22 protein-coding genes are annotated in these 24,183 nt (G+C 63.6%); 12 read left to right on the forward strand and 10 right to left on the reverse strand.

Annotation, left to right across the window (positions count from 1 at the left end; genetic code table 11):
- From AB6804_RS19370 to AB6804_RS19385, 4 genes are all read left to right on the forward strand, one after another.
- Nucleotides 1-143 (forward strand): integrase core domain-containing protein (locus AB6804_RS19370; RefSeq protein WP_370887970.1); only part of this gene is annotated, 143 nt, incomplete at its 5' end.
- Between the two features lie 34 nt (nt 144-177).
- Nucleotides 178-1,197, forward strand: coding sequence for an IS110 family transposase (locus tag AB6804_RS19375; protein WP_370887824.1), 1,020 nt, complete (start codon nt 178-180; stop codon nt 1,195-1,197).
- Between the two features lie 509 nt (nt 1,198-1,706).
- Entirely contained in the window at nt 1,707-1,913 is a 207-nt protein-coding gene (locus AB6804_RS19380; protein WP_370887825.1) for a hypothetical protein, read from the forward strand.
- Nucleotides 1,914-2,130: 217 nt separating this feature from the next.
- Nucleotides 2,131-2,904: a DUF2242 domain-containing protein gene (locus AB6804_RS19385; protein WP_370887826.1), complete on the forward strand. Its 774-nt coding sequence runs from the start codon at nt 2,131-2,133 to the stop codon at nt 2,902-2,904.
- 115 nt (nt 2,905-3,019) lie between these two features.
- On the opposite strand, the gene AB6804_RS19390 is transcribed toward AB6804_RS19385, so the two are convergent.
- Nucleotides 3,020-3,394 (reverse strand): BON domain-containing protein, encoded by a 375-nt coding sequence (locus AB6804_RS19390; protein WP_370887827.1) that lies wholly within the window; start codon nt 3,392-3,394, stop codon nt 3,020-3,022.
- Between the two features lie 565 nt (nt 3,395-3,959).
- Here AB6804_RS19390 and AB6804_RS19395 point away from each other — a divergent pair.
- From AB6804_RS19395 to AB6804_RS19410, 4 genes are all read left to right on the forward strand, one after another.
- Nucleotides 3,960-5,450 (forward strand): TAXI family TRAP transporter solute-binding subunit, encoded by a 1,491-nt coding sequence (locus AB6804_RS19395; RefSeq protein WP_370887828.1) that lies wholly within the window; start codon nt 3,960-3,962, stop codon nt 5,448-5,450.
- Between the two features lie 205 nt (nt 5,451-5,655).
- Nucleotides 5,656-6,336, forward strand: a complete 681-nt coding sequence (locus AB6804_RS19400; protein ID WP_370887829.1) for a 2-hydroxychromene-2-carboxylate isomerase — start codon at nt 5,656-5,658, stop codon at nt 6,334-6,336.
- Nucleotides 6,337-6,482: 146 nt separating this feature from the next.
- A complete protein-coding gene (locus AB6804_RS19405; protein WP_370887830.1) occupies nt 6,483-7,451 on the forward strand; it encodes a LysR family transcriptional regulator in 969 nt (322 codons plus the stop codon).
- Between the two features lie 15 nt (nt 7,452-7,466).
- Entirely contained in the window at nt 7,467-8,384 is a 918-nt protein-coding gene (locus AB6804_RS19410) for an AraC family transcriptional regulator (RefSeq protein ID WP_370887831.1), read from the forward strand.
- A 30-nt stretch (nt 8,385-8,414) separates the two neighbouring features.
- Here AB6804_RS19410 and xdhC read toward each other — a convergent pair whose 3' ends face one another.
- The 3 genes from xdhC to xdhA are packed head-to-tail and all read right to left on the reverse strand — an operon-like array spanning nt 8,415 to nt 12,791.
- The gene (gene xdhC, locus AB6804_RS19415; RefSeq protein ID WP_035967919.1) at nt 8,415-8,906 is read right to left on the reverse strand and encodes a xanthine dehydrogenase accessory protein XdhC; all 492 of its coding nucleotides are present in this window, start codon (nt 8,904-8,906) and stop codon (nt 8,415-8,417) included.
- On the reverse strand, nt 8,903-11,266 hold the full coding sequence (gene xdhB, locus AB6804_RS19420; RefSeq protein ID WP_370887832.1) for a xanthine dehydrogenase molybdopterin binding subunit: 2,364 nt from the start codon (nt 11,264-11,266) through the stop codon (nt 8,903-8,905). The genes xdhC and xdhB overlap by 4 nt, the downstream gene beginning before the upstream one ends.
- 10 nt (nt 11,267-11,276) lie before the next feature.
- Nucleotides 11,277-12,791 (reverse strand): xanthine dehydrogenase small subunit, encoded by a 1,515-nt coding sequence (xdhA, locus tag AB6804_RS19425; RefSeq protein WP_370887833.1) that lies wholly within the window; start codon nt 12,789-12,791, stop codon nt 11,277-11,279.
- Nucleotides 12,792-13,130: 339 nt separating this feature from the next.
- Between xdhA and AB6804_RS19430 the strand changes: the two genes are divergently transcribed.
- From AB6804_RS19430 to AB6804_RS19445, 4 genes are all read left to right on the forward strand, one after another.
- Nucleotides 13,131-14,351: an MFS transporter gene (locus AB6804_RS19430; protein ID WP_035967916.1), complete on the forward strand. Its 1,221-nt coding sequence runs from the start codon at nt 13,131-13,133 to the stop codon at nt 14,349-14,351.
- 347 nt (nt 14,352-14,698) lie between these two features.
- Nucleotides 14,699-15,445 (forward strand): GntR family transcriptional regulator, encoded by a 747-nt coding sequence (locus AB6804_RS19435; protein ID WP_370887834.1) that lies wholly within the window; start codon nt 14,699-14,701, stop codon nt 15,443-15,445.
- A gap of 13 nt (nt 15,446-15,458) precedes the next feature.
- Nucleotides 15,459-16,892, forward strand: coding sequence for a multidrug transporter subunit MdtD (mdtD, locus tag AB6804_RS19440; protein WP_370887835.1), 1,434 nt, complete (start codon nt 15,459-15,461; stop codon nt 16,890-16,892).
- Between the two features lie 226 nt (nt 16,893-17,118).
- Nucleotides 17,119-18,393 carry an EAL domain-containing protein gene (locus AB6804_RS19445; protein WP_370887836.1) on the forward strand — a complete coding sequence of 425 codons (1,275 nt, stop codon included), beginning with the start codon at nt 17,119-17,121 and terminating at the stop codon, nt 18,391-18,393.
- Between the two features lie 52 nt (nt 18,394-18,445).
- On the opposite strand, the gene AB6804_RS19450 is transcribed toward AB6804_RS19445, so the two are convergent.
- The 6 genes from AB6804_RS19450 to xseA form a co-directional block, all read right to left on the reverse strand.
- The gene (locus tag AB6804_RS19450) at nt 18,446-18,607 is read right to left on the reverse strand and encodes a hypothetical protein (RefSeq protein ID WP_370887837.1); all 162 of its coding nucleotides are present in this window, start codon (nt 18,605-18,607) and stop codon (nt 18,446-18,448) included.
- 31 nt (nt 18,608-18,638) lie between these two features.
- Nucleotides 18,639-20,288 (reverse strand): hypothetical protein, encoded by a 1,650-nt coding sequence (locus tag AB6804_RS19455; protein WP_370887838.1) that lies wholly within the window; start codon nt 20,286-20,288, stop codon nt 18,639-18,641.
- Between the two features lie 79 nt (nt 20,289-20,367).
- Nucleotides 20,368-20,754: a GtrA family protein gene (locus AB6804_RS19460; RefSeq protein ID WP_370887839.1), complete on the reverse strand. Its 387-nt coding sequence runs from the start codon at nt 20,752-20,754 to the stop codon at nt 20,368-20,370.
- Nucleotides 20,751-21,689 carry a glycosyltransferase family 2 protein gene (locus AB6804_RS19465; RefSeq protein WP_370887840.1) on the reverse strand — a complete coding sequence of 313 codons (939 nt, stop codon included), beginning with the start codon at nt 21,687-21,689 and terminating at the stop codon, nt 20,751-20,753. The genes AB6804_RS19460 and AB6804_RS19465 overlap by 4 nt, the downstream gene beginning before the upstream one ends.
- Before the next feature lie 276 nt (nt 21,690-21,965).
- A complete protein-coding gene (gene sodB, locus AB6804_RS19470) occupies nt 21,966-22,547 on the reverse strand; it encodes a superoxide dismutase [Fe] (protein WP_370887841.1) in 582 nt (193 codons plus the stop codon).
- A gap of 206 nt (nt 22,548-22,753) precedes the next feature.
- Nucleotides 22,754-24,130, reverse strand: coding sequence for an exodeoxyribonuclease VII large subunit (gene xseA / locus AB6804_RS19475; protein WP_370887842.1), 1,377 nt, complete (start codon nt 24,128-24,130; stop codon nt 22,754-22,756).
- Between the last annotated feature and the right edge of the window lie 53 nt (nt 24,131-24,183).

Raw genomic sequence — 24,183 nt, forward strand, 5'->3', positions numbered from 1 at the left:
TCGAAGCCAAGGTCGTAATCGAGCAATGGCGGCGCCACTACAATGCCATTCGACCGCATTCGAGCTTAGCCTATCTAACACCCAACGAGTTCAAGCAGCGGTATTGTTCAATTGAAGCAGCCAAGGCCGTTCTTCAAGATTGAAACGGTCCGGAGAAATCAGGCAGGTCACTCCAAGATGAAGCTTACGACTGTGGGAATTGACATTGCAAAGAACGTGATGCAACTCCATTACATCGACGCAGACACGGCCGAAGTTGTGAACAAGCCAGTGAAACGAGCGGCGTTTCTGGAGCACTTCGCGAATCTGGCCCCGTGTCTGATTGGGATGGAAGCCTGTGGAGGCTCCCAGCACTGGGCACGCAGGCTTATGGCAATGGATCATCAGGTCAAACTGATGCCTGGGCAGTTCGTCAAGGCGTTCGTAATAGGTAACAAAAATGATGCAGCTGATGCAAAAGCCATTTGGTTAGCGGTGCAGCATGCGAGTAAGTCAGTCGTGGTAAAGACTGAAGCCCAACAGGCCGTGCTTGGGCTACACCGGATGCGCGAGCAGTTGGTGAAGTTTCGCACGATGCAGACCAACAGCCTGCGCGGCTTGCTAACCGAATACGGTGAAGTGATGGCCACGGGCCGAGCAGCGCTGGATAAAACGATTCCAGCCGTACTCGGACGGTTGTGTGACCGTCTGCCGTCTATCCTGATCGATTCGCTGCGGGAGCAATGGATCGGTCTGGCGGAATTGGATAAACAGATTGCCCAGATCGAACGGCGTCTACAGACATGGATGAAAGAGGACAAGGCATGCAAGGCTATCGCTTCAATACCGGGTGTCGGCCTGCTGACAGCAACAGCGACTGTCGCGACCATGGGTGACGCGAAGTCGTTCAAATCCGGCCGGGAGTTCGCTGCCTGGATTGGGCTAGTACCAAGGCAGAAAGGCACGGGCGGCAAGATCCAGTTAATGGGAATCAGCAAGCGAGGCGATATGTATCTACGCAAGCTTCTAATTCACGGTGCCCGAAGCGTGCTGTGTCGCTCGAAGGACCCAGGTGCATGGGTGCGGGAAATCAAAAAACGGCGACCGATGAATGTGGTAGTCGTGGCACAGGCAAACAGGATGGCTCGGATAATCTGGGCCATCCTCGCTCACGACAGGCAGTACGAAAGGGACTACGTAAGCGTAAAACCGGTTTAACAACTCGGCTCTGAGTAGAGGAAACATCAACTTTTACAGGATGACACGTCAACAGGTTGCGCTGGCAATCGTATGTAATGACAAAACAGGTCGGACCGGGACTCGCCAAACCTGATTCGTTTTCGGAGCTTCGAGCTCGCGGGAGAAATAAGGTACGAGTCAGCGGATTTCATTGTGGGCCGCAGCGAATTCGGCTGCAAAAAGCCCGGATATAAAGCTGTAACCCATCCTGTCGAAGTCAAAACACACGAAAAACCGTCGCAAACGGGAGGCGTTCATATAAAGACGACGCTGGTTGATGCCCTGAGGGCGGAGGCGCGCGTGAAGTCAATTTCAATCTAACGGCCGCTTCAGATTGACCTGAATAATGTCGATCCGACAAAACTGATTTGGTCGTATCAGGGTTAGTACTGAGCTGCGACTGGCCTACACTGTTCTCCACGAGGAACCAGTGGAGAGACATCCTCCCGCCTGCAACGTTCCAGCGAATCGGAATACGGAGAGTCATCATGTCAAGTCGATTGTTCCCGCCCGAGCGCGGCTACAACCCGGCAAGCGACCGCGCGACCTACCCCGCCAACATCCAGGCTGCCCAGGCTCGCGCGAACGCGCAGCAAGGCGTCGCGGAATCGTCTTTCGGCGGTGCGGGGGAAGGCGCGTCGGCATCGGGTCGCGCGGCTGGCATCGTCAATACAGGCATCTACGATCGCCCGTAAGTCGACAGGCGGTTGCCGCCAGCGAAGCCCGGCTCGCGCGCCGGGCTTTTTCGCTCTCCGCAACGTCGCCCTAACGCCCTTCCAGTACGGTCGCGCCAGTGACCTCGCTGTAAGCCACGGATTTCACGACGATTTCGGATTCCGCTTTTTCATCGGACGGTCCGACGCACTACAATTTGTGTCTGCGTTGCCACACATTTCGTTTTTGCCGCCGCCCATGCCTATCTCGTCGTTGCGCCTCGCCGTTGTCTCCCTCGCTCTTCTCGCCCTCGCTGCCTGCGGCGGTCGCGCCGCCACCGCCCCGAGCTATCAGCAGGAGTTGTTCAGTTCTGGCGTGAGTCCCTACGCGCATAACTTCGACGCCACTGTGAAGGAAACCTGCGAAGCCGCCCGCCGCGCGCTGCTGTCGCAAGGCTTCCTCACGACGATGGCTCAGCCCGATACCGTCGACGCCACCAAGAATTTTCAGCCGAACGCCGACACGCACGCCGTGGTGTCTTTTCACGTGGTCTGCACGCCCGGCGAGAACACCGCGAACCAGAGCATTGCCTACGTCAACGCCGTGCAGGACGGCTACGCGCTCAAGAAAAGCGACACGTCGGCGAGTGTCGGCCTGAGCGTACTCGGCTCGCTTTCGCTGCCGATCCGCTCCAATAGCGACGCAATGGTCAAGATTTCGAGTGAAACGGTGCCGGCGGGGAAGTTCTACGACCGTTTCTTCAACCTGATGGGCCACTATCTGAAGACGGTGCCGCGCAGTTCGCCCGTCGCGGCCGACCAAGTCGAGAGCAAGCCGCTCGCACCCTCGCTGGTGCTGACTTCGCCCGAGCTCACGCCGACGCCAATCGTCGTGCAGGCGCCCGCCGCGGCCGCCACGGCGATTCAGGCATCGGATGCCGCAGCCGAAACCAAGCGCCAGGCGCAGGCAGCGGCGACCGCCACCCCCGTCGCGGCATCGGCGGCCGAGGCGGCATCCGCGGTCGCGCGTTGAGCGGCGGCATCCATCGAACGATAACGAAACCCGCAAGCACAAACGAAAACGGGCCCCGGCGACAAACCGGAGCCCGCTCGACATTTCCCGGCGGCTGCCCGCCGGAATACGCCGCTTATTTCCCGCCGTTCTGCGCGCTCAGCGAGAGCTTGTTCGACACCGACGTTACGCCCGACACGCCCTTCGCGACTTCTTCCGCCTGCGCGATCTGCGCGCCTTCCGGCACCGTGCCCGTCAGCGTGACCGCACCGCTGCGCGCACGGACGTACACATTCGACACGTCGAAGCCTTGCGCTTTCGACAACGCGCGGCGCACGGCATAGCCGAGCGAGCGGTCGGTCTTCTTGGTCGCGGATTTTTGCGCCTTGGTCGGTGCGCTGGCTTCGGTGCTCGTGGTGGCCGCCGCATCGCTCGACTGGGCATAGGCGCTCGACGCCACCGCCACACAGACCACGACGCCCAGAGCCTTCAACAGATCGACAACTTTCATGGTTTCTCCTTTTGTTTCGCTTGTTGACTTCGCACAGTTGCTACTTCGCTCGTTTGCACATCAAACCGGATCGCATCGCCCGGGAAGAGGCGACGGCATCGGGCGATCGTGGCCGCGCGAATCGTCGATGCCGATCGGCTGACGGTTGCACGGCGAAGAAGCCGCGATGCTGTGATGCCGTGCTGCGAGAGGCTGGCGAAGAAACGAATTCGGCCGATCGGTCGGGCTCGATGGCCCTCGGCTCGTCTATGAATGTCCAGCCGCACGGCGCATGCTCGATGCGCATCTGCGCCAGCGATGCGGCGCATGTCCTGACAGCCCAACTATCGGGTTTCGGACGGGTGATTCTCATCGTACGGCGGCGAACGTCAATTTAGCCCAGCGCGGCCGTTAGCGCAAAGCTTTTAACGACGCGGCGCGCGCCGGCAGCGGCCGCACGCAACAAGGTGGACAAAGCGCCGGGCGCGTCCACACGCGTGACACATTCGGCTGACCCGCGATGCACGAAACGCCCGTGTCGCTCCTTCGGGTAAGCTCTCGGCACAAATCGACTCGAAGCACTGATATGACCCAGCCCGACGCGCACAAGGAACCCGCAGCGTCCGACGCCACTTCCAGCTCCCGCCGCAAACCGCAACCGAAGATCGTTGCGCGCTTCGTCGCGATCTCCTGGCGCGACCTGGCGATGACTTTCGGCCCGATCGTCCTCGTGAGCATCGTCGCGCTGTACTTCGCCGTGCGCCTGATTCAGCCCGCGCCGCCGAGCGCGCTGACCATCGCCGCCGGTCCCAAGGGCAGTTCGTTCTGGAACAGTGCGCAGAAGTACAAGGCGATCCTCGCGCGCAACCGCGTCACGCTCAACGTGATCGAAACCCAAGGCTCGTTCGACAACCTCACGCGGCTCTCCGATCCGAAATCCGGCATCGATGTGGCTTTCGTGCAGGGCGGCATGACGAAGCCGGGCGCCACGCACGACGATCTCGAGTCGCTCGGCAGCGTGTCGTATGTGCCGCTTGCGGTGTTTTATCGCGGTGCGCCGGTATCGCGATTATCGGAACTGAAAGGCAAGCGCCTCGCGATCGGCGCGGAGGGCAGCGGCACGCGGCTGCTCGCGCTGACGCTGCTGAAGGCGAACGGCATTCAGCCGGGCGGCGATACGCCGCTGCTGCCGCTCGCCGGCGACACGGCCGCCAAGGCGCTGGAAGACGGCCAGATCGACGCCGTCTTCCTCACCGGCGATTCCGCCCAGCCGCCGACGATGGCCAAGCTCCTGCGCACGTCCGGCATCCGCTTCATGGATTTCTCCCAGGCCGATGCCTACGCGCGCCGCTTCCCGTACCTGACCGAAATCGAACTGCCGATGGGCGCGTTCGATCTCGCAGCCAACCTGCCGCCGCATCCGGTTCACATGGTCGCACCGACCGCCGAACTGGTTGCGCGCGACAGTCTGCATCCCGCGCTGTCGGACCTGCTGATCGAGGCCGCACGCGAGGTCCACAGCCGCGCGGGCTTGCTGCAACGGGCGAACGAGTTTCCCGCGCCGCTCGTCCACGAATTCCGCATCAGCGACAACGCCGAGCGTTATTACAAGTCGGGCAAGAGTTTCCTGTATCGCACGCTGCCGTTCTGGGTCGCGAGCCTCGCGGACCGCGTGCTGGTCGTGCTGGTGCCGCTGATCGTCGTGCTGATTCCGGCGCTGCGGCTCGTGCCGGGTCTCTACCGGTGGCGCGTCAAATCGCGCATCTATCGCTGGTATGGCGCGCTGATTGCAATCGAACGGGAAGCGATCAGCGGCCCCGACACCGCGCAGCGCGACGCCCTGCTCGACCGCATCGACGCGATCGAATCGGCGGTCAACCGGATGAAGATGCCGCTCGCGTTCGCCGATCAGTTCTATGTGCTGCGGGAACACATCGGCTTCGTGCGGGCACGGCTCGCGCACGCAGCCATCGCCGCGAGCGATGCGGATGCGGATGCCGATGCGGACCCGCCGCGCGAGCGCCTCGCCGCGTCGAGGGCTGCGTCGCGTGCAGACACGGAGCAAGGCAGCACGTAATATCGAATCATTCGGCCGTGGAAAGTGCACGCGGCCGGAAGGACACGCGGCGCTTTTTTGGCCACGAAGAATGCAGGACACGACGCCCGCGCCTGACGAAGCTGGCCGAAGCTCGCGACACCCGCACGATCGGACGATGAGCGGCGATGAGCGGCAACAGGCGACGAGGCCAGCGCCAGGCGCGCAAAAAGCAAGGAGAAACGACATGAGTGCCCCGCATTCGACCGCTGACGGTCGGCCGTACTTTTTCTTCGATTTCATCTCGCCGTTCTCTTACCTGCTTCTCGAGCAACACGAGAAGTGGCCCGACATGCCGTTTGAGTTCGTGCCCGTGCAGTTGCTCACGCTGCTCGACCGCTGGAAGCAGCCGCACGCCGCGACCATTCCGTCGAAGCGCGTCTTCACGTACCGGCACGCGCTCTTTCGCGCCGAACAATTGGGCATTCCGTTCCGGATGCCGCCCGCGCATCCGTTCGATCCGGCCAAGGCGCTGCGGCTCGCGGTGCTCGCGGACGGCGATATCACCGTCGTGCGCAACATCTTCCGCTTCATCTGGCGCGAAGGCCGCGATCCGTCGACGCCGGAAGGCTTTCACGCGCTGTGCGCGCACGTCGGCATGCCGGAGGCGGAATCGTGCATCGACGATGAAGACCTCAAGGCGAAGCTGCGCGACAACAACGACCGCGCCGTCGCGATGGGCGTGTTCGGCGTGCCGACGTTCATCGTCAACGACCAGATTTTCTGGGGCGAAGACACGTTGCCGATGGTGCTGTACGTCGCACGTTCGCCGAACTGGCTCGACGCCGCCGAAGTGAAGCGCATCAGCAATCTGCCGATGGCGCCGAAGGAAGCGGACTTCGGCAACGCGGCCGAAATCGGGGCATAGGGCGCGCCGAGCGACGCAATCGGCCGATGCCGCGCATAGGGCGTGCGCTATGGCGTCAAAAATCGGAACGCGGTTAACTTCGGTTGCGGCGTGGCGCGCGTGATGACGATGCGCGCGCCGCGCTTTCCGGTCTCTTGCCCTAAGTCATGAACGATCCCGCCGATTCCCTCGACATCTGGCTCATCCGCGTGTTGCGCACGCTGCTGCTGGAGCGCAGCGTCACGCAAACCGCGCAGCGGCTGAATCAGACGCAGCCGGCGATCAGCACCGCGCTGCGCCGTCTGCGCGAGATTCTGGGCGATCCGATCCTCGTGCGCGGCAAGCAGGGCATGGTGCCGACCGAATACGGCGAGGCGCTGCTCGCTCCGGCGCAGCGCGCGTTGCGCGAGGTCGAGTTCGTCGCGACGCCACACGGCGATTTCGATGCCGCCAGTTCCCGCCGCACCTTTCGCATCGCCGCGCCGGATTATCTGAACGATTTCTTCATGCCGACGCTCGTCGCCGCGTTCCGCGAGGCCGCGCCGAATGCGCGGCTGGAGATCGAATCGCTGAACCCGATGCGCGATCACGAGCGCGCGCTCGACGAAGGCGAGATCGATCTGATGGTCGCGAACTGGACGAAGCCCGAACCGCGTTTCGAACGCCACGACCTTTTCGCCGATGTCTTCGTCTGCCTGATGCGCGCGAATCATCCGCTTGCGCGCGAGCCGCTGACTGTCGAACGTTATGCGCTCGCGGCGCATCTCGCGCCGACGCCGTATAGCGGCGCGAAGCGTCATCCGATCGATATCGGCCTGGCGCGGGCGGGCATCCGGCGTCGCATCGTCACGACCATTCCGTACTTCGGGCTCGTGCCGCAAGTGCTGCTCCAGTCGGACCTGATCTTCACCGCGCCGCGCCGGTTCGCGCAGCATTATGCGGCGATGCTGCCGCTCGCCGTGCTCGATTCGCCGGTGCCGTTCCCGCGCATCAAGTGTTATCAGCTCTCGCAGCCGCAGCCGGATGAATCGACGGATATCGCGTGGCTGCGCGCGTTGATGTCGCGCGTGTCGGATTCGCTGACGAACAGGAAGGCCGTTGTCGCCGAGGATTGGGCGAGCGCGGGTTCAAAATGACATCGCGGTGACGATATGGACGCTCTCGACCGTTTGATTCAACTGGCGCATCTTTCGGGCGCGCTCGATTTGCGCTGTCTGCTGAGCGGCCCGCTGGAGCTCGACCATGCGTCCGCGCCCCCTGGCGAAGCGGTTTATCACGTGGTGTTGAGCGGCGCATGCCGGGTGTTGCGCGAGGGTCATGCGCCGGTCGCGCTGGAGGCGGGCGATATCCTGTTTCTGCCTCGCGGCGATGCGCACGTGCTTTCCATCGATGCAAACGCGCACGCCGGTTCCGGCCCGATGCAGGCGCGCGACAACGGCGCGGTCACCGTGCGAAGCAATTGCGGCGAGCAGGCGGCTTCGCTGGATCTGCTATGCGGACGCTTTCTGTATGCGCCGCGCGCGCTGTTGATCGATGTATTGCCCGATGTCGTGCACGTATCGTTCACGAGCGATTCGGCGCCTTATCTTGCGCCGCTCGTCGGCGCGATGCGGCGCGAAGCGGAGGAAGCCGGACTTGGCGCACCGTCGATCGTGGCGGCGCTTTCCACTGCGCTTTTCACGATGCTGCTTCGCGCGTGGCTCGCTGGGCAGCCGACGCTCGCGGGCGTGCTCGGGCTGCTGGCGAACCGGCGATTGGGCGCATCGGTGATTGCGATGCTCGAACGCCCCGCCGAACCGTGGACCGTCGAGATGCTGGCGAAGGAAGCGGCGATGTCGCGCGCCACGTTCATGCGCGCGTTCTCGGCGCATTCGGATACATCGCCGCTCGCGCTGCTGAGTCATGTGCGGATGCAGCTTGCAAGCACGATGCTCGCGCGCACGACGAAGAGCATCGCGGATGTTGCGGCTGAGGTGGGGTATCAGTCGGAAGCGGCTTTTTCGAAGCGGTTCAAGGAGGTGTATGGGGTCGCGCCGGGGAGGTATCGGGTGGGGGATGTGGCGGGTTGAGGCCACATCGCTCGACGAAAGCGCAAATTCCTACGCGACCGCGCGCATCGTCACTGATGCGCGCACAGCCTCCCGCACCCGCAACACCTCCGCCGCCACCGCCAGCGCGATCGACGGCGGCGCTTTATCGGCGATTCCTTCGACTCCGATCGGACACGTCATCTCCTGCAACCGCTCCGGCGCCAATCCACGTTCGACCAGTCTCCGCTCGAACTTCACGCGCTTCGTCTTCGACCCGATCAGCCCAAAGTAAGCGAAGTCCCGACGCCGCATGATCCGCTGCGTCAGCGCGAAGTCGAGCGAATGATCGTGCGTCATCACGATGAAATACGCCCCGGCAGGCGCTTCGTCGACGATAGCCTCTGGCGCATCCGTCGCTTCGATCTGCACGTTTGCAGGAACCTCGTCGGGGAACAGCTCGTCGCGCGCATCGACCCATTGGACGACGCACGGCAGCATCCCGAGCACGTTGGCAAGCGCATGGCCGACGTGGCCCGCGCCGAACAAGACGACGTGCATCATGACCGCGCGCTCCTCACCGCATTCACCGCGCGAAGAATCTCCTCCGCGGTGGCCGGCGCGTTCAACGGCGGATTCACCTTGTGATCGCCTACAGCCGAGACCGCATCGCGAATCGCGAAGAACACCGAAAACGGCAGAAGAAGCGGCGGCTCGCCAACCGCCTTCGAGCGATGAATGCTGTCCTCCGCATTCCGGTTGTTGAACAGCGACACGCGGAAGTCGGCGGGCATGTCGTTCACCGTCGGAATCTTGTACGTGGACGGCGCGTGCGTCATCAGCTTGCCGTTATCGTTCCACCAGAGTTCCTCCGTCGTGAGCCAGCCCATGCCCTGCACGAACGCGCCCTCCACTTGCCCGATGTCCAGCGCCGGATTCAGCGATGCCCCCACGTCGTGCAACGCATCCGCGCGCAGCACGCGCATCTCGCCAGTCAGCGTGTCGATTACCACTTCCGACACCGCCGCGCCATACGAGTAGTAGAAGAACGGGCGGCCCTGCATCGTCGCCTGATCCCAGTGCAGCTTGGGCGTCGCGTAGAAGCCATCGGACCACAACTGCACGCGCGCCAGATACGCCTTGGCGACGACTTCGCCGAACGGAATTGCGTCATCGCCGACGATCACGCGATCGTTCGCGAAGCGCACCTCCGCCGCCGATACCGCGCCGCCGCCGAACTTCTCCGCCGCGAACGACGCGAGCCGCTCGCGCAACTGACGCGCCGCATCCTGCGCGGCCTTGCCGTTGAGGTCCGTTCCCGTCGATGCCGCCGTCGCCGAAGTATTTGCCACCTTGCTCGTATCGGTCGCCGTCACGCGCACGCGGCCGAAGTCGATGCCCAACTCATGCGCCACCACTTGCGCGACCTTCGTGTTGAGGCCCTGCCCCATCTCCGTGCCGCCGTGATTCACGAGGATCGAGCCATCGGTATAGATATGCACCAGCGCGCCGGCCTGATTGAAGTGCGTCACGTTGAACGCGATGCCGAACTTCACCGGCGTGAGCGCGAGGCCCTTCTTGAGAATCTCGTTGTTCGCGTTGAACTCGCGCACGGCTTCGCGCCGGCGTCGATACTCGCTCGTCGCCGCAAGCTCGCCGATGAGATCCTGCAGCACGTTGTCTTCGACCGTCTGTCCATACGGCGTGCGATTGTTCTCCGTCTTGCCATAGAGATTGGCGAGGCGCACATCGAGCGAATCGCGGCCAACCGAACGCGCGATGTTGTCGATGATGTACTCGATCCCGAACGCGCCCTGCGGGCCGCCGAAGCCGCGAAACGCGGTATTCGACTGCGTGTTCGTCTTGCCGCAATATCCTTCGATCGCCACGTGAGGCAGCCAGTACGCGTTGTCGAAGTGACAGACGGCGCGCGTCATCACCGGGCCCGACAGATCGGCGGAGAAGCCGCAGCGCGAAGTCATGTCGACAGCGACGCCCTCGATCACGCCGTCATCGTCATAGCCGACCTCGAAGTCGTACACGAAGTCGTGGCGCTTGCCGGTGATCATCATGTCGTCGTCGCGATCGGGGCGCAGTTTGACCGGGCACGACAGCTTCCACGCCGCCAGCGACGCGCAGCACGCGAACAACCCCGACTGCGATTCCTTGCCGCCGAAGCCGCCGCCCATTCGCCGGCACTCGACGAGCACGTTATGCGACTGCACGCCGAGCACGTGCGCGACGAGATGCTGCATCTCCGTCGGATGCTGCGTCGAGCAATAGACGTGCATGCCGTCGTCGTCCTTCGGCACCGCGTATGCAATCTGCCCTTCGAGATAGAACTGCTCCTGTCCGCCGAGCTTCATCGCGCCGCGTTCGTGATGCATGGCTTTCGACATCGTGCCGCGCGCATCGCCGCGCGAGAGCTTCAGCGGATTGAGCACATACGATTGCGCGCGCCGCGCGTCCTCGGCGGTGAGCACCGCGGGCAAGTCCTCGAACGCGATATCCGCGCGACGCGCCGCGAGGCGCGCCGTATCGTGCGAATTCGCGACGACGATGAACATCGGCTGGCCGACGTATTGCACGACGCCCGGCGCGAGAACCGGATCGTCATGGATGATCGGGCCGCAATCGTTGACGCCGGGGATATCGTCGGCGGTGAAGGCGGCGACGACGCCAGGCGTCGCCCGCACGGCGTCGAGGTTCATCGAAACGATCTTCGCGTGCGGCTTCGGGCTCAGGCCAAGCGCGGCGTGCAGCGTGCCCGCGACGAGCGGGATGTCGTCGGTATAACTCGCGCGACCGCTGACATGCAGATGCGCCGACTCGTGCGGACGCGATACGTGGACCTGCTTGAAATCGTCGGCGGCATCGGCGGCGGATTGCGCTTCGGCGAGAAAGGCTTCGGCTTGCTGATTCATTTCGATATCCTCACTTCACTTCGACGAGTTCGATCGCGCGCACATCCAGCTTCGATTTCGCGAGGGGATCGTGCGGGCGCGTCTCCAGCCAGAAGCGGTACAGCAGGCTCTTCGCCGTATCCAGCCGATAGCCGCTCGACGCGCGCATGTCGGTGAGCGGCGCGTAGTCGTCGGCGAGCGCGCGCATCGCGGCTTGCGCGGTCGCTTCGTGCCATTGGACGTCGGCGAGCGCGGCTTCGGTGCGCGCGGCGCGCTTCGGCGTCGCCGCCATGCCGCCGAACGCGATGCGCGGCTCGCGGATCACATCGCCATCGGCGATATAGGCGAACGCGGCGCAGACGGCGGAGATGTCGGAATCGAAGCGCTTCGAGAGCTTGTAGGTCCGAAAGCGCAGGTTCGCACGCTTGCCTGTGCGCGTCGGCACCCGGATCGCGGCGATGAATTCGTGCTCCGCCATGTCCTTCTTCTGATAGGCAATGTAGAGGTCTTCGAGCGGCATCTCGCGCGTCCCGTCGATGCTCGCCAACACGACGCGCGCGTTCAGCGCGATGAGTCCGGGCATCGAATCGCCGATGGGCGAGCCGTTCGCCACGTTGCCGCCGAGCGTGCCCGCGTTGCGAATCGGCAGCGACGCGAAGCGCAGCCACATTTCCTCGAGTTCCGGATACGTCTTCACGAGTTCGGCATACGCGCGCTCGACCGTCACGCCCGCGCCGATTTCAATCCACTCATCCGTCGTCTCGACGCGCTTCATCGCCTCGATCTGGCCGATGTAGATGACATCGCCGAGATCGCGCAATTGCTTCGTCACCCACAGGCCGACGTCCGTGCTGCCCGCGAGCAGGTGCGCGTTCGGCTTCCCGGCCTTGAGCTTCGCGAGGGCTTCGAGGGTGCGCGGGGCGTCGAACTCGCGGCCGGCGTGCTCGTAGTGGAACGTGTCGTCGCGCTGAAGCGTAGCGAGCGTCTTTGCCAGCGATTCCTTGTTGAGCGGCGCGAGCGGCGCGTGATCGAACATGCGCTCGGCGGCATCGATGATCGGGCGATACCCGGTGCAGCGGCACAGATTGCCGGTCAGCGCGTCGCTGATTTCCTGACGCGACGGCGGCGGCTTGTGCGCGCAACTCGCGCTCGCGTGGCCGTGCTTCTCGTAGAGCGCGAACATCGACATGGCGAAGCCCGGCGTGCAGAAGCCGCATTGCGAGCCGTGGCAATCGACGAGCGCCTGCTGCACCGGATGCAGCGAGCCGTCCGGCTGGCGCAGGTCTTCGACGGTGAAGAGCGCGCGGCCATCGAGCGTCGGCAGGAACTGCACGCACGCGTTCACCGCCTTCAATGCGACGCCGCCCGCGCCGTCCGGCTCGCCGACGACGACCGTACACGCGCCGCAATCGCCTTCGGCGCAGCCTTCCTTCGTGCCGGTGCAGCGCGCGTCTTCGCGCAGGTATTGCAGGACGGTGCGCGTCGTCGACGCGCCGCTGATTTCGCGGATGGCGTTGCGATGATAGAAACGGATGGGCTCGCTCATGGAATCGTGTCTCGCGGGGCTTCATGCGGCTTGCTGGTTGCGCGGGGTGCGCAGCCGGTGGCGGTGAGGTCGGTGGACACATTTTCAGACGTGTCGTACCGCCTCGATGGTTTGAAACCTATCACTGCCAAAATCCGCGACCCATAGCCGACATTGCATGAACGACATATTGGCGTCGCGATAAGTCCCGAAAGCCTTGTCCGGCAACGAAGAGGCGGAAAGCGAACGATCGACCGCATCGCCAGTTTGGACTATCCGGTTACAAAACGGCCGCGACGCTGCACCGCAACATATGGGAGAATCATGCCTTCCCGCCGAATTCAACCCCGCACTTTCCCTATGTCCTCCGACTCCCGCACTGCGGCCGCCCCGCAAAGCGATCTGGCTGTGACGCTTCGCATCGTCTCGGTCGTGCTGTACACGTTCCTCTGCTACCTGACGATCGGCATCCCGCTCGCCGTGTTGCCCGGCTTCGTGCATACCGACCTCGGCTATGGATCGGTGATGGCCGGCGCGGCGATCAGCGTCCAGTACTTCGCGACGCTCGTCTCGCGGCCGCTGGCAGGCCGCACCGCCGACACGCTCGGGCCGAAGAAGACCGTGCTTTACGGGCTGGCGGCGTGCGCGGCAAGCGGCGTGCTGCTGCTCGGCTCCGCGCTCGCGGCGCAATGGCATGCGGTGAGCCTCGTGCTGCTGGTCATCGCGCGGCTCGTGCTCGGCTTCGGGGAAAGCTGGGTCGGAACGGGATCGATCACGTGGGGCATTGGGCGCGTGGGCGTCGCGAACAACGCGAAGGTGATCTCGTGGAACGGGATCGCCACGTACGGCGCGCTGGCGATCGGTGCGCCGCTCGGCGTCGCTATCGATCATTCGCTGGGCTTCGGTGCGCTCGCGCTGATCGTGATCGCGCTCGGCGCGCTCGGTTACTGGCTCGCGACGCGTATGGCGAGCGTTCCGGTCGTGCATGGCGAACGGATGTCGTATCGCAGCGTGTTCTTCCGCGTGCTGCCGTATGGATTCGGCCTTGCGCTGGGATCGGCGGGCTTCGGATCGATCGCCACCTTCATCACGCTGTTCTATGCGGCGCATCACTGGCCGAACGCGGCGCTGTCGCTGACGGTGTTCGGCACGACGTTCGTCGGCGCGCGGCTTTTGTTCGCCAACACGATCAAGGCTTACGGGGGATTCCGCGTGGCGATCGTCTCCTTCGCGCTCGAATGCGCAGGGCTGTTGATGCTCTGGCTTTCGGCGGACCCGACGTTTGCGCTCGCAGGGGCGGCGTTGACGGGATGCGGCTTCGCGCTCGTATTCCCGGCGCTGGGCGTGGAAGCGGTTGGCCTCGTGCCGCCCGCGAGCCGGGGCGCGGCGCTGTCGGCGTATTCCGTGTTCCTCGATTTGTCGCTCGGCTTGACCGGGCCGCTCGCGGGGTATGTGGCGGGCGAGTTCGGGTATGGATCGGTGTTTCTGTTCGCGGCGGTCGCTGCTGCGGCGGCGGTGGCGTTGTCGGTTGCGCTTTATGTGCGGGGTGGCCGGGGCGTGGGTGGGGCGGCGACGGCTTGACGGCATCTTCGTCGCTCTAGCCGACACCTCCCGCTGATGCCGCTGTCGCGCGCTGGCGAAATCACGCCGGGCGCATGCGCAATGAGAGCGGCATCGTCAAGGTACTTCTTGCAGGCAGGCATCGAAACAACCGGCGATGTCTTCCTCGGTTGACGAACATTCGGTCGGCTTCCGCAGAGCGTCTCGATTCTCCAGTCGCGTCACTATTTGCTGAAGCATCACAAGATGCGCCAGCCTCTTGTCCCATGCGTCTCCCCCACGCATTCATCGACAAACGACGCAATCGCCCGCCCCTTTGCCTCCACCGTTTGTCTTAAAATCCCCGCTTAGCCCACAGCGTCCGATTTATGAACTCGACCTCGGAAGACCGCTGGCGCGACTTGCGCCCGGACCCGGACAGCGACACGCCGCTTTATCTTCAACTCGCCCGCAAGCTCGCCAACGCCATTCACGACAACCGCTGGCACGCCGGCGAAGCGTTGCCGTCCGAACGCGTGCTGTCCGAGGCGCTCGGGGTATCGCGGATCACGTCGAGAAAGGCCATCGCGCTGCTCGTCGAACAAGGGCTCATTCGCCGCGAACAGGGTGCAGGCAGCTTCATCCGGCCACGCTACGAGGACCCGCTCTCGCGCCTGTCGAGCTTCTCGGAGATGCTCCGGCGGCGCGGTTTCCAGCCAAGTTCGAAGTGGCTCTCGCGCACCATCGAACCGGCCAATCGCGAAGAGGTCATTCAGCTTGGACTGTCGCCCGCCGCCGCCGTCGCGCGCCTCAAGCGCCTGCGTCTCGCCGACGACACCGTCATGGCCGTCGAGAACTCCACCTTCCCCGCCTCGCTCGTTCCCGATCCGCTTTCCATCGGCGACTCGCTCTACAGTTATCTCGATGCACACGGCCTGTCGATCGTCCGCGCGCTCCAGCATTTCCGCGCCGTGAACGCGAGCCCGGAGATTGCTGAGCAAATGGGCATCGCGCCGCACGACGCGCTGTTGCTGATTACGCGCGTCGGCTATACCGCCGACCAGCGCGCCATCGAGCTCACCGATACCTACTGTCGCAACGAGTATTACGACTTCGTGGCCGAACTGCGCAAATAACGCCGCCCCGCTCATGACCGATACCGCCACAGCGCAGCCCGACGACCGATCGCTCTCCATCATGCTGTGGCTCGTCGCGACGGGCTTCTTCATGCAGACGCTCGATTCGACCATCGTCAATACCGCGCTGCCCGCGATGGCCAGAAGTCTCGGTGAAGCGCCGCTGCGCATGCAGGGCGTCGTGATCGCCTACTCGCTCACCATGGCGATGATGATTCCCGTATCCGGCTGGCTCGCGGACAAGCTCGGCACGAAGCGCGTGTTCTTCAGCGCGATTCTCGTGTTCACCATCGGCTCGCTGTTGTGCGCGAAGGCGCAATCGCTGCAGGCGCTGGTCGCGTATCGCGTCGTGCAGGGCATCGGCGGTGCGATGCTGCTGCCGGTCGGACGGCTCGCCGTGCTGCGCGTGTTTCCGGCGGAACGGTATCTGTCCGCGCTCGCGTTCGTCGCGATTCCTGGGCTGATCGGGCCGCTCATCGGACCGACGCTCGGCGGCTGGCTCGTGCAGATCGCGTCGTGGCACTGGATCTTTCTGATCAACGTGCCGGTGGGTGTGATCGGCTGCATCGCGACGAATCTGTATATGCCCGACAGCCGCAATCCCGCGACGCCGCGCTTCGATCTCGCGGGCTATCTGCTGCTCGCGGTCGGCATGGTCGCGCTGACGATCTCGCTCGATGGCCTCGCCGATCTCGGCCTGCAACACGCGATCGTGCTCGTGCTGCTGATTCTGAGCTTCGGCTGCTTCATCGCCTATGGACTGCACGCGACGCGCGCCGCGCAGCCCATTTTCTCGCTCGATCTCTTCAAGATTCACACGTTCAGCGTCGGCTTGCTGGGCAATCTCTTCGCGCGCATCGGCAGCGGCGCGATGCCTTATCTGATTCCGCTGCTGCTGCAAGTCAGCCTTGGCTATTCGGCATTCGAAGCCGGCATGATGATGCTGCCCGTCGCTGCCGCCGGCATGCTGAGCAAGCGACTCGTGACGCGGCTGATCGAACGGTACGGTTATCGGCCGGTGCTGGTGGTGAACACGGTGCTCGTCGGCCTGATGATGGCGAGCTTCGCGCTGACGAGCGCGCATCAGCCGCTTTGGCTGCGCCTCGTGCGACTGGCCGTGTTCGGCGCCGTGAATTCGATGCAGTTCACCGCGATGAACACGCTGACGCTCAAAGACCTCGGCACCGGGGGCGCGAGCAGCGGCAACAGCCTGTTTTCGCTCGTGCAGATGCTGTCGATGAGCCTTGGCGTGACGGTCGCCGGCGCGATCCTGTCGACGTTTACCGGGCTTCTGCCCCGCGTCACGGAGACGAACTCGCTGCCCGCGTTTCACGCGACCTTCCTTTGCGTCGGCGTGATCACGGCGGCGACCGCCTGGATCTTCGGCCAACTCGCGCCGGAAGTGCGCGGGACATCGAGGAAGCCGGACCCGTCGGAGTCGAATTGAATGCGTGCCGTACCGGAGCCTCGCGTGCATCCGCCATTCCGATGTGCGCGCCGCACCGCGCCGGTGCCATTCGCACCGCGACGCGACGCTCGCATGATGCTTGATTCATCGCTTATCCACCCCACGCACCGCTTCGTGCATTCGCATGATTTTTGCTCGAACGGTCGGACGCCCGATCTTGTAAACTCCCTCTATCCCAATAAGCCGGTTCCCGCGCGCCCAGACCATGAGCATGGTTGATATCGACCCTCCCCGCTTCCAGCCGCCGCGCCCTGTCGCCGGCGACGACGGCTCGCGTCGCACCGTGCTGTACGGCGAATACACGGTCTTCAGCGTGTTTCAGCCGGTGTTCTCCGTGTCGCACAGGCGGGCGATCGGCTATCACGCGTCGCTGCGCGCGCGCGACGATACGCATCGCCATGTGCCGTCGCACGAGGTTTTCACGCAGGCGGCGCGGCGCGGCGATCTGCTCGAACTCGGGCGGCTCGCCGAGTCGCTCCATCTGGGCAACTTCAACGCGTTCGACAGCCACGACGAATGGCTTTTTCTGAGCCTTCATCCCGCCGCGCTGATGGACACGAGCTACGGCGATGCGCTGCTCGCCGCGCTGAAGGACATCGGCTTGCCGCCGCAGCGCGTCGTGCTCGAAGTGCCCGAACAGGCCGGCGGCGAGACGGCGCGGTTCACGGCGATCGTCGATTCGCTGCGCAAGTCCGGCTTCCTGATCGCGCTCGATGGCTTCGGCGTCAAGCATTCGAACATCGATCGCGTATGGCATTTGCGGCCCGACATCGTGACGCTCGACCGCTGCATCCTTCAGCAAGCGACCGAGCATTCGCATATCGAGCGCGTGCTGCCGCGGCTCGTGTCGCTGCTGCATGAATCGGGGCAACTCGTGCTGATGGGCGGCCTCACGACCGAGCGCGACGCGTTGATCGCGCTCGAATGCAACGTCGATTTCGTGCAGGGCGCGTACTTTGCGCAGCCGAGCGTCGACGCGGTGCATCCGCAAGTCGCGGCGAGCACGATGGATGCGCTGTCGGCGGCGTCGCGCGAACGCGTCGTGGCCCGCGAGCGCGCACAAGCGACGCGTCTCGAGCCGTACGTGAGCGGGCTCGAGCGTGCGTCGGTCAGGCTGATGGAAGGCGAAACGCTGACTTCCGCGACGAGCGAACTGCTGCAACTCGCCGATACGGCGCGCTGCTTCCTGCTCGATCACGCGGGCCGGCAGATCGGCGATAACGTCGTGCCGGTCGTGCGGACGTCGCAGCGCGCGAAGCGCTTTAGTCCACTGCTGCATTCGGAAGGCGCGAGCTGGGAACGCCGGCCATACTTCATTGAGGCGCTGCGTTCGCCGGGGCGCGTGCATCTGACCGCGCCGTATCTGTCGATCAATGAAGCGCACTTGTGCGTGACGGCGTCGATCGCGGCGCAGACGCCGTTTGGCTTGCAGGTGTTGTGCGTCGATATCAACTGGGAATCGGCGCCGAGGCGGCGTTGATCTTCAACGCAAGCTGTCCGAAGCAAGTTTGCGTGGTTGCCGTGCTTAGAAGCTAGCGGGGCCTACGCGCTCTCTTCGAATCGGGCCGCAGCAGATCGAAGCCCGCCAGCACGAGCACGCCCGACAGCACGATGAAGGCAGCCGAATGCCGCCCGAAGTACAGCAGCGCGGCGGCCGACCAGGCCGTGAGGCATAAGGCTGCGAAGCGTTTCATGATGCGATGGTGTTGCGATGAAACCGGTATTTTAATGCCCCGGTCGAAGCGCGCCGTTCCTCGTGCTCGCCACACGGCACCACTGATACGGATACGTACCCGCACCGATGTGCGCCTTATATAAAACGCACGAGGCGGCATCGAGCGAGAAGGCATAGTCCGCGAGCACGGTTCCAGCGGCAGAAAGTTCCCGCGCGTTACGCGCTGCATCGTACTTGTCCTTGTCCCAATAACCAGGGATCAGCGCATAGACCGGCCCGCCACGCGAGCGTGCCATTTCATGCACTTTGTCATCGAACGCCGGCCGCGCCTGCGGAAAAGCGGATTGGATGGTCGCAAAAGCAAGAGACTGCGGAAACAAAGGCACCATCCAGCCAAGCGGCGGATCGCCCGCGGTCAGCAGGACCGTCGTCGTGTCGGGCGTCTCGAGGGGCGGTAGATCGATCGCAAACATCTTCCTGGCCCATGCGTCGTGCCCCCAGGAATGTGCGCCGCCAGCCACTACGAGTATCGAGCACGCGACGAGTATTCGCTTGCTGATCCGCACCGCGCGTTCATACGCGAGCCTTTGCGTCAGCAAGAGATAAATCACAAGTGGCAGGCAGACTTCGACCGCGACCAGATATCGCTGGATGCTGAAAATCTTCATCCATGTAACGAATCCAATGGCAACGTAAGCGATGACGTAACGACCACGCGCAGGCAACGGCGCACGCTCGGCGCGGCGAGACGCCTTTAGCGCGCAGAACACGACCCAGGACCAGAAGCACACGTACGCGACGGCCCAGATGACCTGGTGGAGGCGGGCTTGGCCGACCCTGCGCGGGTTGATCGAGAAGACGAACGGATAGACCAGCGCTTCCCATACGCTTTTTGGTAGCCACTGCGTATCGACGATCGAAACAGGCGACGTCAGCGGACTCGGAAAAACGGAACTGAATTGCGGATAGAGCGGATTGCCATACCGATGCCAGAGTTCAACGAACCAGAAGCCGCCAGTAGCCGCGAGGCCGGCGAGCACGCCGAGTCCGAACACGAAGGCGCAGCGCAGGCGCGCGGCGACCGTCAGCGGCGCGAACAAGAGACCGCCGCACAGCGCCACGGAATAAACGACCGTCGTCAGTTTTAGCCCGGCTCCCGCGCCGGACATCAGACCTGCGAGAAACAGAGCGGTATGCACTCTTACGTCGGCCTGCGCGAGGCGCGGCCAGCTTTTGAGCACGATCAGCACCGCGCCGAGGGTGATGAGCGACGTCGTGTTGTCGCCCATGCTGTTACCGATTGCAGAGAGGAAATTCGCCGTCAAACAACCAGCGAGAGCAAGCCAGAATGGCGTGCGATAACGAGCCGATTCCGGAAGGCCGGTAAGCGTAAGCCGGCAGATGCCGAGAAGCAGAACGAAGTTCAGGCCGTGAAGCACGCCCATGATGAAACCGACCAGCAACGCCGGCAGATGCATCGCCATTGCATAGTAGGGTACGTCCAGCAGCGGATTGAAATAGCTCTGCATGCCAGCGGGAGCCAGATCGATCGATAGTCTGCCGTGGAGAAACGCGTAGGCGTTGTAAAGGTGATAGTTGCGAAGGTCCCAGTTCGAATCTGCACCCTGAGCGATCGAATAAATGCCAAAGATCACCGGAACGATCCAGCAAGCGCGCATCAGCGCTCGCGGGCTGTTCATGTCGATGTTTGGAAACTTGAGCCAGGGCGATCGTTTCCCTGCAGTCGCGATGTTCATTCGGACACTTGAAGAATTCGGGCTACGGCCGGAAAGCCCAGAACTTGGCCGCAAAGAAGTTGACGAACATCCCTGCCACCGACCCGCACGCGACGCCGACGACAGGCGTCCACGCATGATGAGGCGCTGTCACAATGACGAGCGCGTAGACCGCGTAATTGACGCTCGCTCCGGTCAGCATCGACAGCAGATAGCGGCACCACTCGGCCCACGGCGACCGTTGAATGCGCTCGCGGAAGGTATAACGCCGATTGATTTGCCACGTGGTCCAAACGGCTGCGAGGAACGATACGGCGCGCCCCGTGAACGGCCCTAGACCGGCGGCCAGTGCAAGGTACAAGACGCCGGCATCGACCACGAAGCCGATGGCGCCCGCAACGGCGAACCGGATGAACTGCGAATGCATCATGCCCGTCGCGGACCCGGAATCGCCATATAGGCGAGGCGTTTCAGTTCAGTGCGTCCGTGAGTGACCGTGTCGAGGACGATTCCGCATACCAGCAGGATGGAGCCGAAGAGCATGAGTGCAACGCATAGCAGAGCGGTCGGCAAGCGTGGGACAAGTCCGGTACTGAGGTATGTCTCAAATAAGGGTATTGCCAGCACTATCGATAAGAGCGCGCAGAGCCCGAAGCCGAGTGAGAAGAAAGCAAAAGGCTTCTCCGACTTGAACAGTTTGGCAATGGTGACGAGAATGCGGAACCCGTCTCGATAGGTGTTCAGCTTGCTCGCCGAACCTTCGGGGCGGGACTTATACGGCGTCGGTATTTCAGCGACCGGCATACGCAACTCCAGCGCATGCACGGTCAGTTCGGTCTCCGTCTCGAAGCCGGAGGCATGAGCGGGGAAAGATTTCACATAGCGGCGCGAGAACACTCGGAAGCCGGAGAGCATATCGGAGAACGTGCGCCCGAAAATCAAGGACACGCACCGGGTAAGCAGTACATTGCCGAAACGATGCCCGAAGCGATACGCAGCTTGCTCTTCGGAGACACGGCTGCCCACCACCATGTCCAGGCCCTCGTCGACGAGCATCGCGACCATGCGCGGTGTTGCCTTCGCGTCGTAGGTGTCGTCGCCGTCCACAAGAATGTAGATGTCGGCTTCGACGTCCGCGAACATTCTCCGGATCACGTTCCCCTTGCCGCGAAGCGCGACGGTGCGGACCTGAGCACCTGCAAGCCGGGCAACGTCCCTTGTGGCATCGGTCGAGTTGTTGTCGAAAACGAAAATCTCGCAACCGGGCAGCGCTACACGGAAATCCTCCACCACGCGACCGATGGTCGAGGCTTCATTCAGGCAGGGAACGAGAACAGCGATACGAGGTTCGGTCTGTGCGGACATGCGGTGGCGGGAAATTCACGGATGAAGCCGGCAAGCGCGGCTTCGATGAGATCGGGCTTCGCCGCCATCAAGCGGCTCGACGGCGCGGTTAGCGGAGGACTATACGCATCGTTCTTGCGTAGTGCAACGGAAGCGGTGCCGCGCGCCCGAGCACAGCCTTGTGGCGTCCGTCACGGATTCTTCACCTCGACAAAAACGAAAGCCCTCGCGCGGAGGGCTTCTTCGCTTCAACCGGCATCATCGCGAAGCCGGTTTCGAAGCAACGCTACAGCGAACTCAGGCGCCGAAATTTTTGGCGGCGAAGTCCCAGTTCACGATGTTCCAGAAAGCCTCGATGAACTTCGGACGCGCATTGCGATAGTCGATGTAGTACGCATGTTCCCACACGTCCAGCGTCATCAGCGGCTTGCTGTCGGTGGTCAGCGGCGTGGCGGCGTTGCTCGTCGAGACGATGTCGAGCGTACCGTCGGTCTTCTTCACGAGCCAGGTCCAGCCCGAGCCGAACGTGCCCACGGCGACCTTTGCAAACTCTTCCTTGAACATGTCGAACGAGCCGTATTTTGCGTTGATGGCGTCAGCCAGCGCACCGCTCGGCGCGCCACCGCCGTTTGGCGACAGGCTGTTCCAGAAGAACGTGTGGTTCCACGTTTGAGCCGAGTTGTTGAACACACCGCCCGACGACTTTTTCACGATCTCTTCGAGCGACAGGTTCTCGAATTCCGTGCCCTTGATCAGCTCGTTGAGCTTGGTCACATAGGTCTGGTGGTGCTTGCCATAGTGATACTCGAGCGTTTCTTCCGACATGTGCGGAGCGAGCGCGTTCTTGTCGAACGGCAGCGGCGGGAGCGTATGTTCCATGATTGCGAGCTTCCTTTCTATGTGAATTGTGGGACTGTGAGGAGTGAAGCAGTGGAGCAATGGATTGTAGGCGAGTTGGGATAACCCCGCAAACCGCCAGCCTTTATGAGGAAGATCGCTTTCATACCGCTAAAAGCGGCGTAAAAAGTGCTCGCGACGACGTGCCGGCGCATCGCTCGACACGTCAAAAATGCGCCGCGTCCGCTTCAGAATTCGTCCGGCAGGCGCGGCTGGACATCGGCCAGCAACACATCCGCCGATCCTTCCGCGAGATGCACCGTAAGCGGCCGCTTCGGCTTCAGCGCATTCGGCGCACGCAGCGCGCGGCCCGTTTGCGCGTCGATCAATGCCGCATAGCCGCGCTCGAGCGTGCGCTGCGGACTGAGCACCTGCAAGCGCGCCGACAGTTCCGACAAACACGCTTTCTCGCGCTCACGGCGACGCTCGCTCGCGTTCTTGAGACGCCCCGCCAGCCGCAGCACGTGCTCGCTTTGCGCCGCGACATCCGGACGTCTGCGCGCCCATCGATACTGCATGAGCGCGAACCGCGCACGCGCATCGCGCACCGGCCGCCCGCCCGCCGCCGCGAGCCTGCTCGCCAGTTGCCGCAGATGCACGCGCTGCCGCGCGAGCCGCTCCGCCGGACTCACGAGCCGGCGCGCGAGCCAGTCGAGTTGCTGCGCGCGGCGCTCCATCGACCGGCCGAAGCCGCGTGCCAGCGCCGCGTGCCGATGATCCAGCTCGCGCAACAGCAGCACGCGCTGCGGACTGACGAGTTCGGCCGCGCCGGTCGGCGTGGGCGCGCGGACATCGGCGGCGAAATCGGCAATCGTGAAATCCGTCTCGTGGCCGACGCCGCTCACCACCGGCAGCTCGCTCGCGGCAATCGCCCGTGCGAGCACTTCCTCGTTGAACGCCCACAGGTCTTCGATGGCCCCCCCGCCACGACACACGATCAGCACGTCGAGCGCATCCGCTTCGCGCCGCGCGTTGGCGGCTTCGACCATCGCGGCGAGCTTCGCGCCGGCGCCCGCGCCCTGCACCGGCGCCGGATAGACGATCACCGGCACATGCGGCGCGCGGCGTGCGAGCGTGGTGAGCACATCGCGCAAAGCGGCCGCCTGCAGCGACGTGACGATGCCGATGCCGCGCGGATGCGTCGGCAAGCTGCGCTTGCGCTCGGCGGCGAAGAGTCCTTCGCTTTCAAGCTGGGCCTTGAGCCGCAGGAACGCTTCGTACAGACGGCCTTGGCCCGTGCGGCGCACCGCTTCGACGCCCAGTTGCAACTCGCCGCGCGGCTCGTACATCGTCACGAGGGCGCGGACTTCGATCTTGTCGCCTTCGCGCGGCGTGAATTCGGCGTACTGCGCGCGGCTGCGGAACATCACGCAGCGCATCTGCGCGTTGGCGTCCTTGATCGAGAAATACCAGTGGCCGCTCGCCGCGCGCGTGAAATTCGATACTTCGCCCGATACCCACACGAGCGGAAACGACCGTTCGAGCATCGTGCCGATCGCGCGATTGAGGACGGAAACGGGAATGACGGCGTCGCCGCCTGGCGTCGGCAAGGAGTCGGGAGTCATGGCTGAGAGTCGATGAAAGCGGGCCGAGGCAGTGTCTTCGCGCGGCCGGATGC

The organism is Caballeronia sp. RCC_10 (assembly GCF_041360715.1).
GTDB lineage: Bacteria > Pseudomonadota > Gammaproteobacteria > Burkholderiales > Burkholderiaceae > Caballeronia > Caballeronia grimmiae.

Coding starts and splice junctions, on each gene's coding strand:
- AB6804_RS19375 (WP_370887824.1), top strand. CDS start 178: ATGAAGCTTACGACTGTGGGAATTGACATTGCAAAGAACGTGATGCAA.
- AB6804_RS19380 (WP_370887825.1), top strand. CDS start 1,707: ATGTCAAGTCGATTGTTCCCGCCCGAGCGCGGCTACAACCCGGCAAGC.
- AB6804_RS19385 (WP_370887826.1), top strand. CDS start 2,131: ATGCCTATCTCGTCGTTGCGCCTCGCCGTTGTCTCCCTCGCTCTTCTC.
- AB6804_RS19390 (WP_370887827.1), bottom strand. CDS start 3,394: ATGAAAGTTGTCGATCTGTTGAAGGCTCTGGGCGTCGTGGTCTGTGTG.
- AB6804_RS19395 (WP_370887828.1), top strand. CDS start 3,960: ATGACCCAGCCCGACGCGCACAAGGAACCCGCAGCGTCCGACGCCACT.
- AB6804_RS19400 (WP_370887829.1), top strand. CDS start 5,656: ATGAGTGCCCCGCATTCGACCGCTGACGGTCGGCCGTACTTTTTCTTC.
- AB6804_RS19405 (WP_370887830.1), top strand. CDS start 6,483: ATGAACGATCCCGCCGATTCCCTCGACATCTGGCTCATCCGCGTGTTG.
- AB6804_RS19410 (WP_370887831.1), top strand. CDS start 7,467: ATGGACGCTCTCGACCGTTTGATTCAACTGGCGCATCTTTCGGGCGCG.
- xdhC (WP_035967919.1), bottom strand. CDS start 8,906: ATGATGCACGTCGTCTTGTTCGGCGCGGGCCACGTCGGCCATGCGCTT.
- xdhB (WP_370887832.1), bottom strand. CDS start 11,266: ATGAATCAGCAAGCCGAAGCCTTTCTCGCCGAAGCGCAATCCGCCGCC.
- xdhA (WP_370887833.1), bottom strand. CDS start 12,791: ATGAGCGAGCCCATCCGTTTCTATCATCGCAACGCCATCCGCGAAATC.
- AB6804_RS19430 (WP_035967916.1), top strand. CDS start 13,131: ATGTCCTCCGACTCCCGCACTGCGGCCGCCCCGCAAAGCGATCTGGCT.
- AB6804_RS19435 (WP_370887834.1), top strand. CDS start 14,699: ATGAACTCGACCTCGGAAGACCGCTGGCGCGACTTGCGCCCGGACCCG.
- mdtD (WP_370887835.1), top strand. CDS start 15,459: ATGACCGATACCGCCACAGCGCAGCCCGACGACCGATCGCTCTCCATC.
- AB6804_RS19445 (WP_370887836.1), top strand. CDS start 17,119: ATGAGCATGGTTGATATCGACCCTCCCCGCTTCCAGCCGCCGCGCCCT.
- AB6804_RS19450 (WP_370887837.1), bottom strand. CDS start 18,607: ATGAAACGCTTCGCAGCCTTATGCCTCACGGCCTGGTCGGCCGCCGCG.
- AB6804_RS19455 (WP_370887838.1), bottom strand. CDS start 20,288: ATGAACAGCCCGCGAGCGCTGATGCGCGCTTGCTGGATCGTTCCGGTG.
- AB6804_RS19460 (WP_370887839.1), bottom strand. CDS start 20,754: ATGATGCATTCGCAGTTCATCCGGTTCGCCGTTGCGGGCGCCATCGGC.
- AB6804_RS19465 (WP_370887840.1), bottom strand. CDS start 21,689: ATGTCCGCACAGACCGAACCTCGTATCGCTGTTCTCGTTCCCTGCCTG.
- sodB (WP_370887841.1), bottom strand. CDS start 22,547: ATGGAACATACGCTCCCGCCGCTGCCGTTCGACAAGAACGCGCTCGCT.
- xseA (WP_370887842.1), bottom strand. CDS start 24,130: ATGACTCCCGACTCCTTGCCGACGCCAGGCGGCGACGCCGTCATTCCC.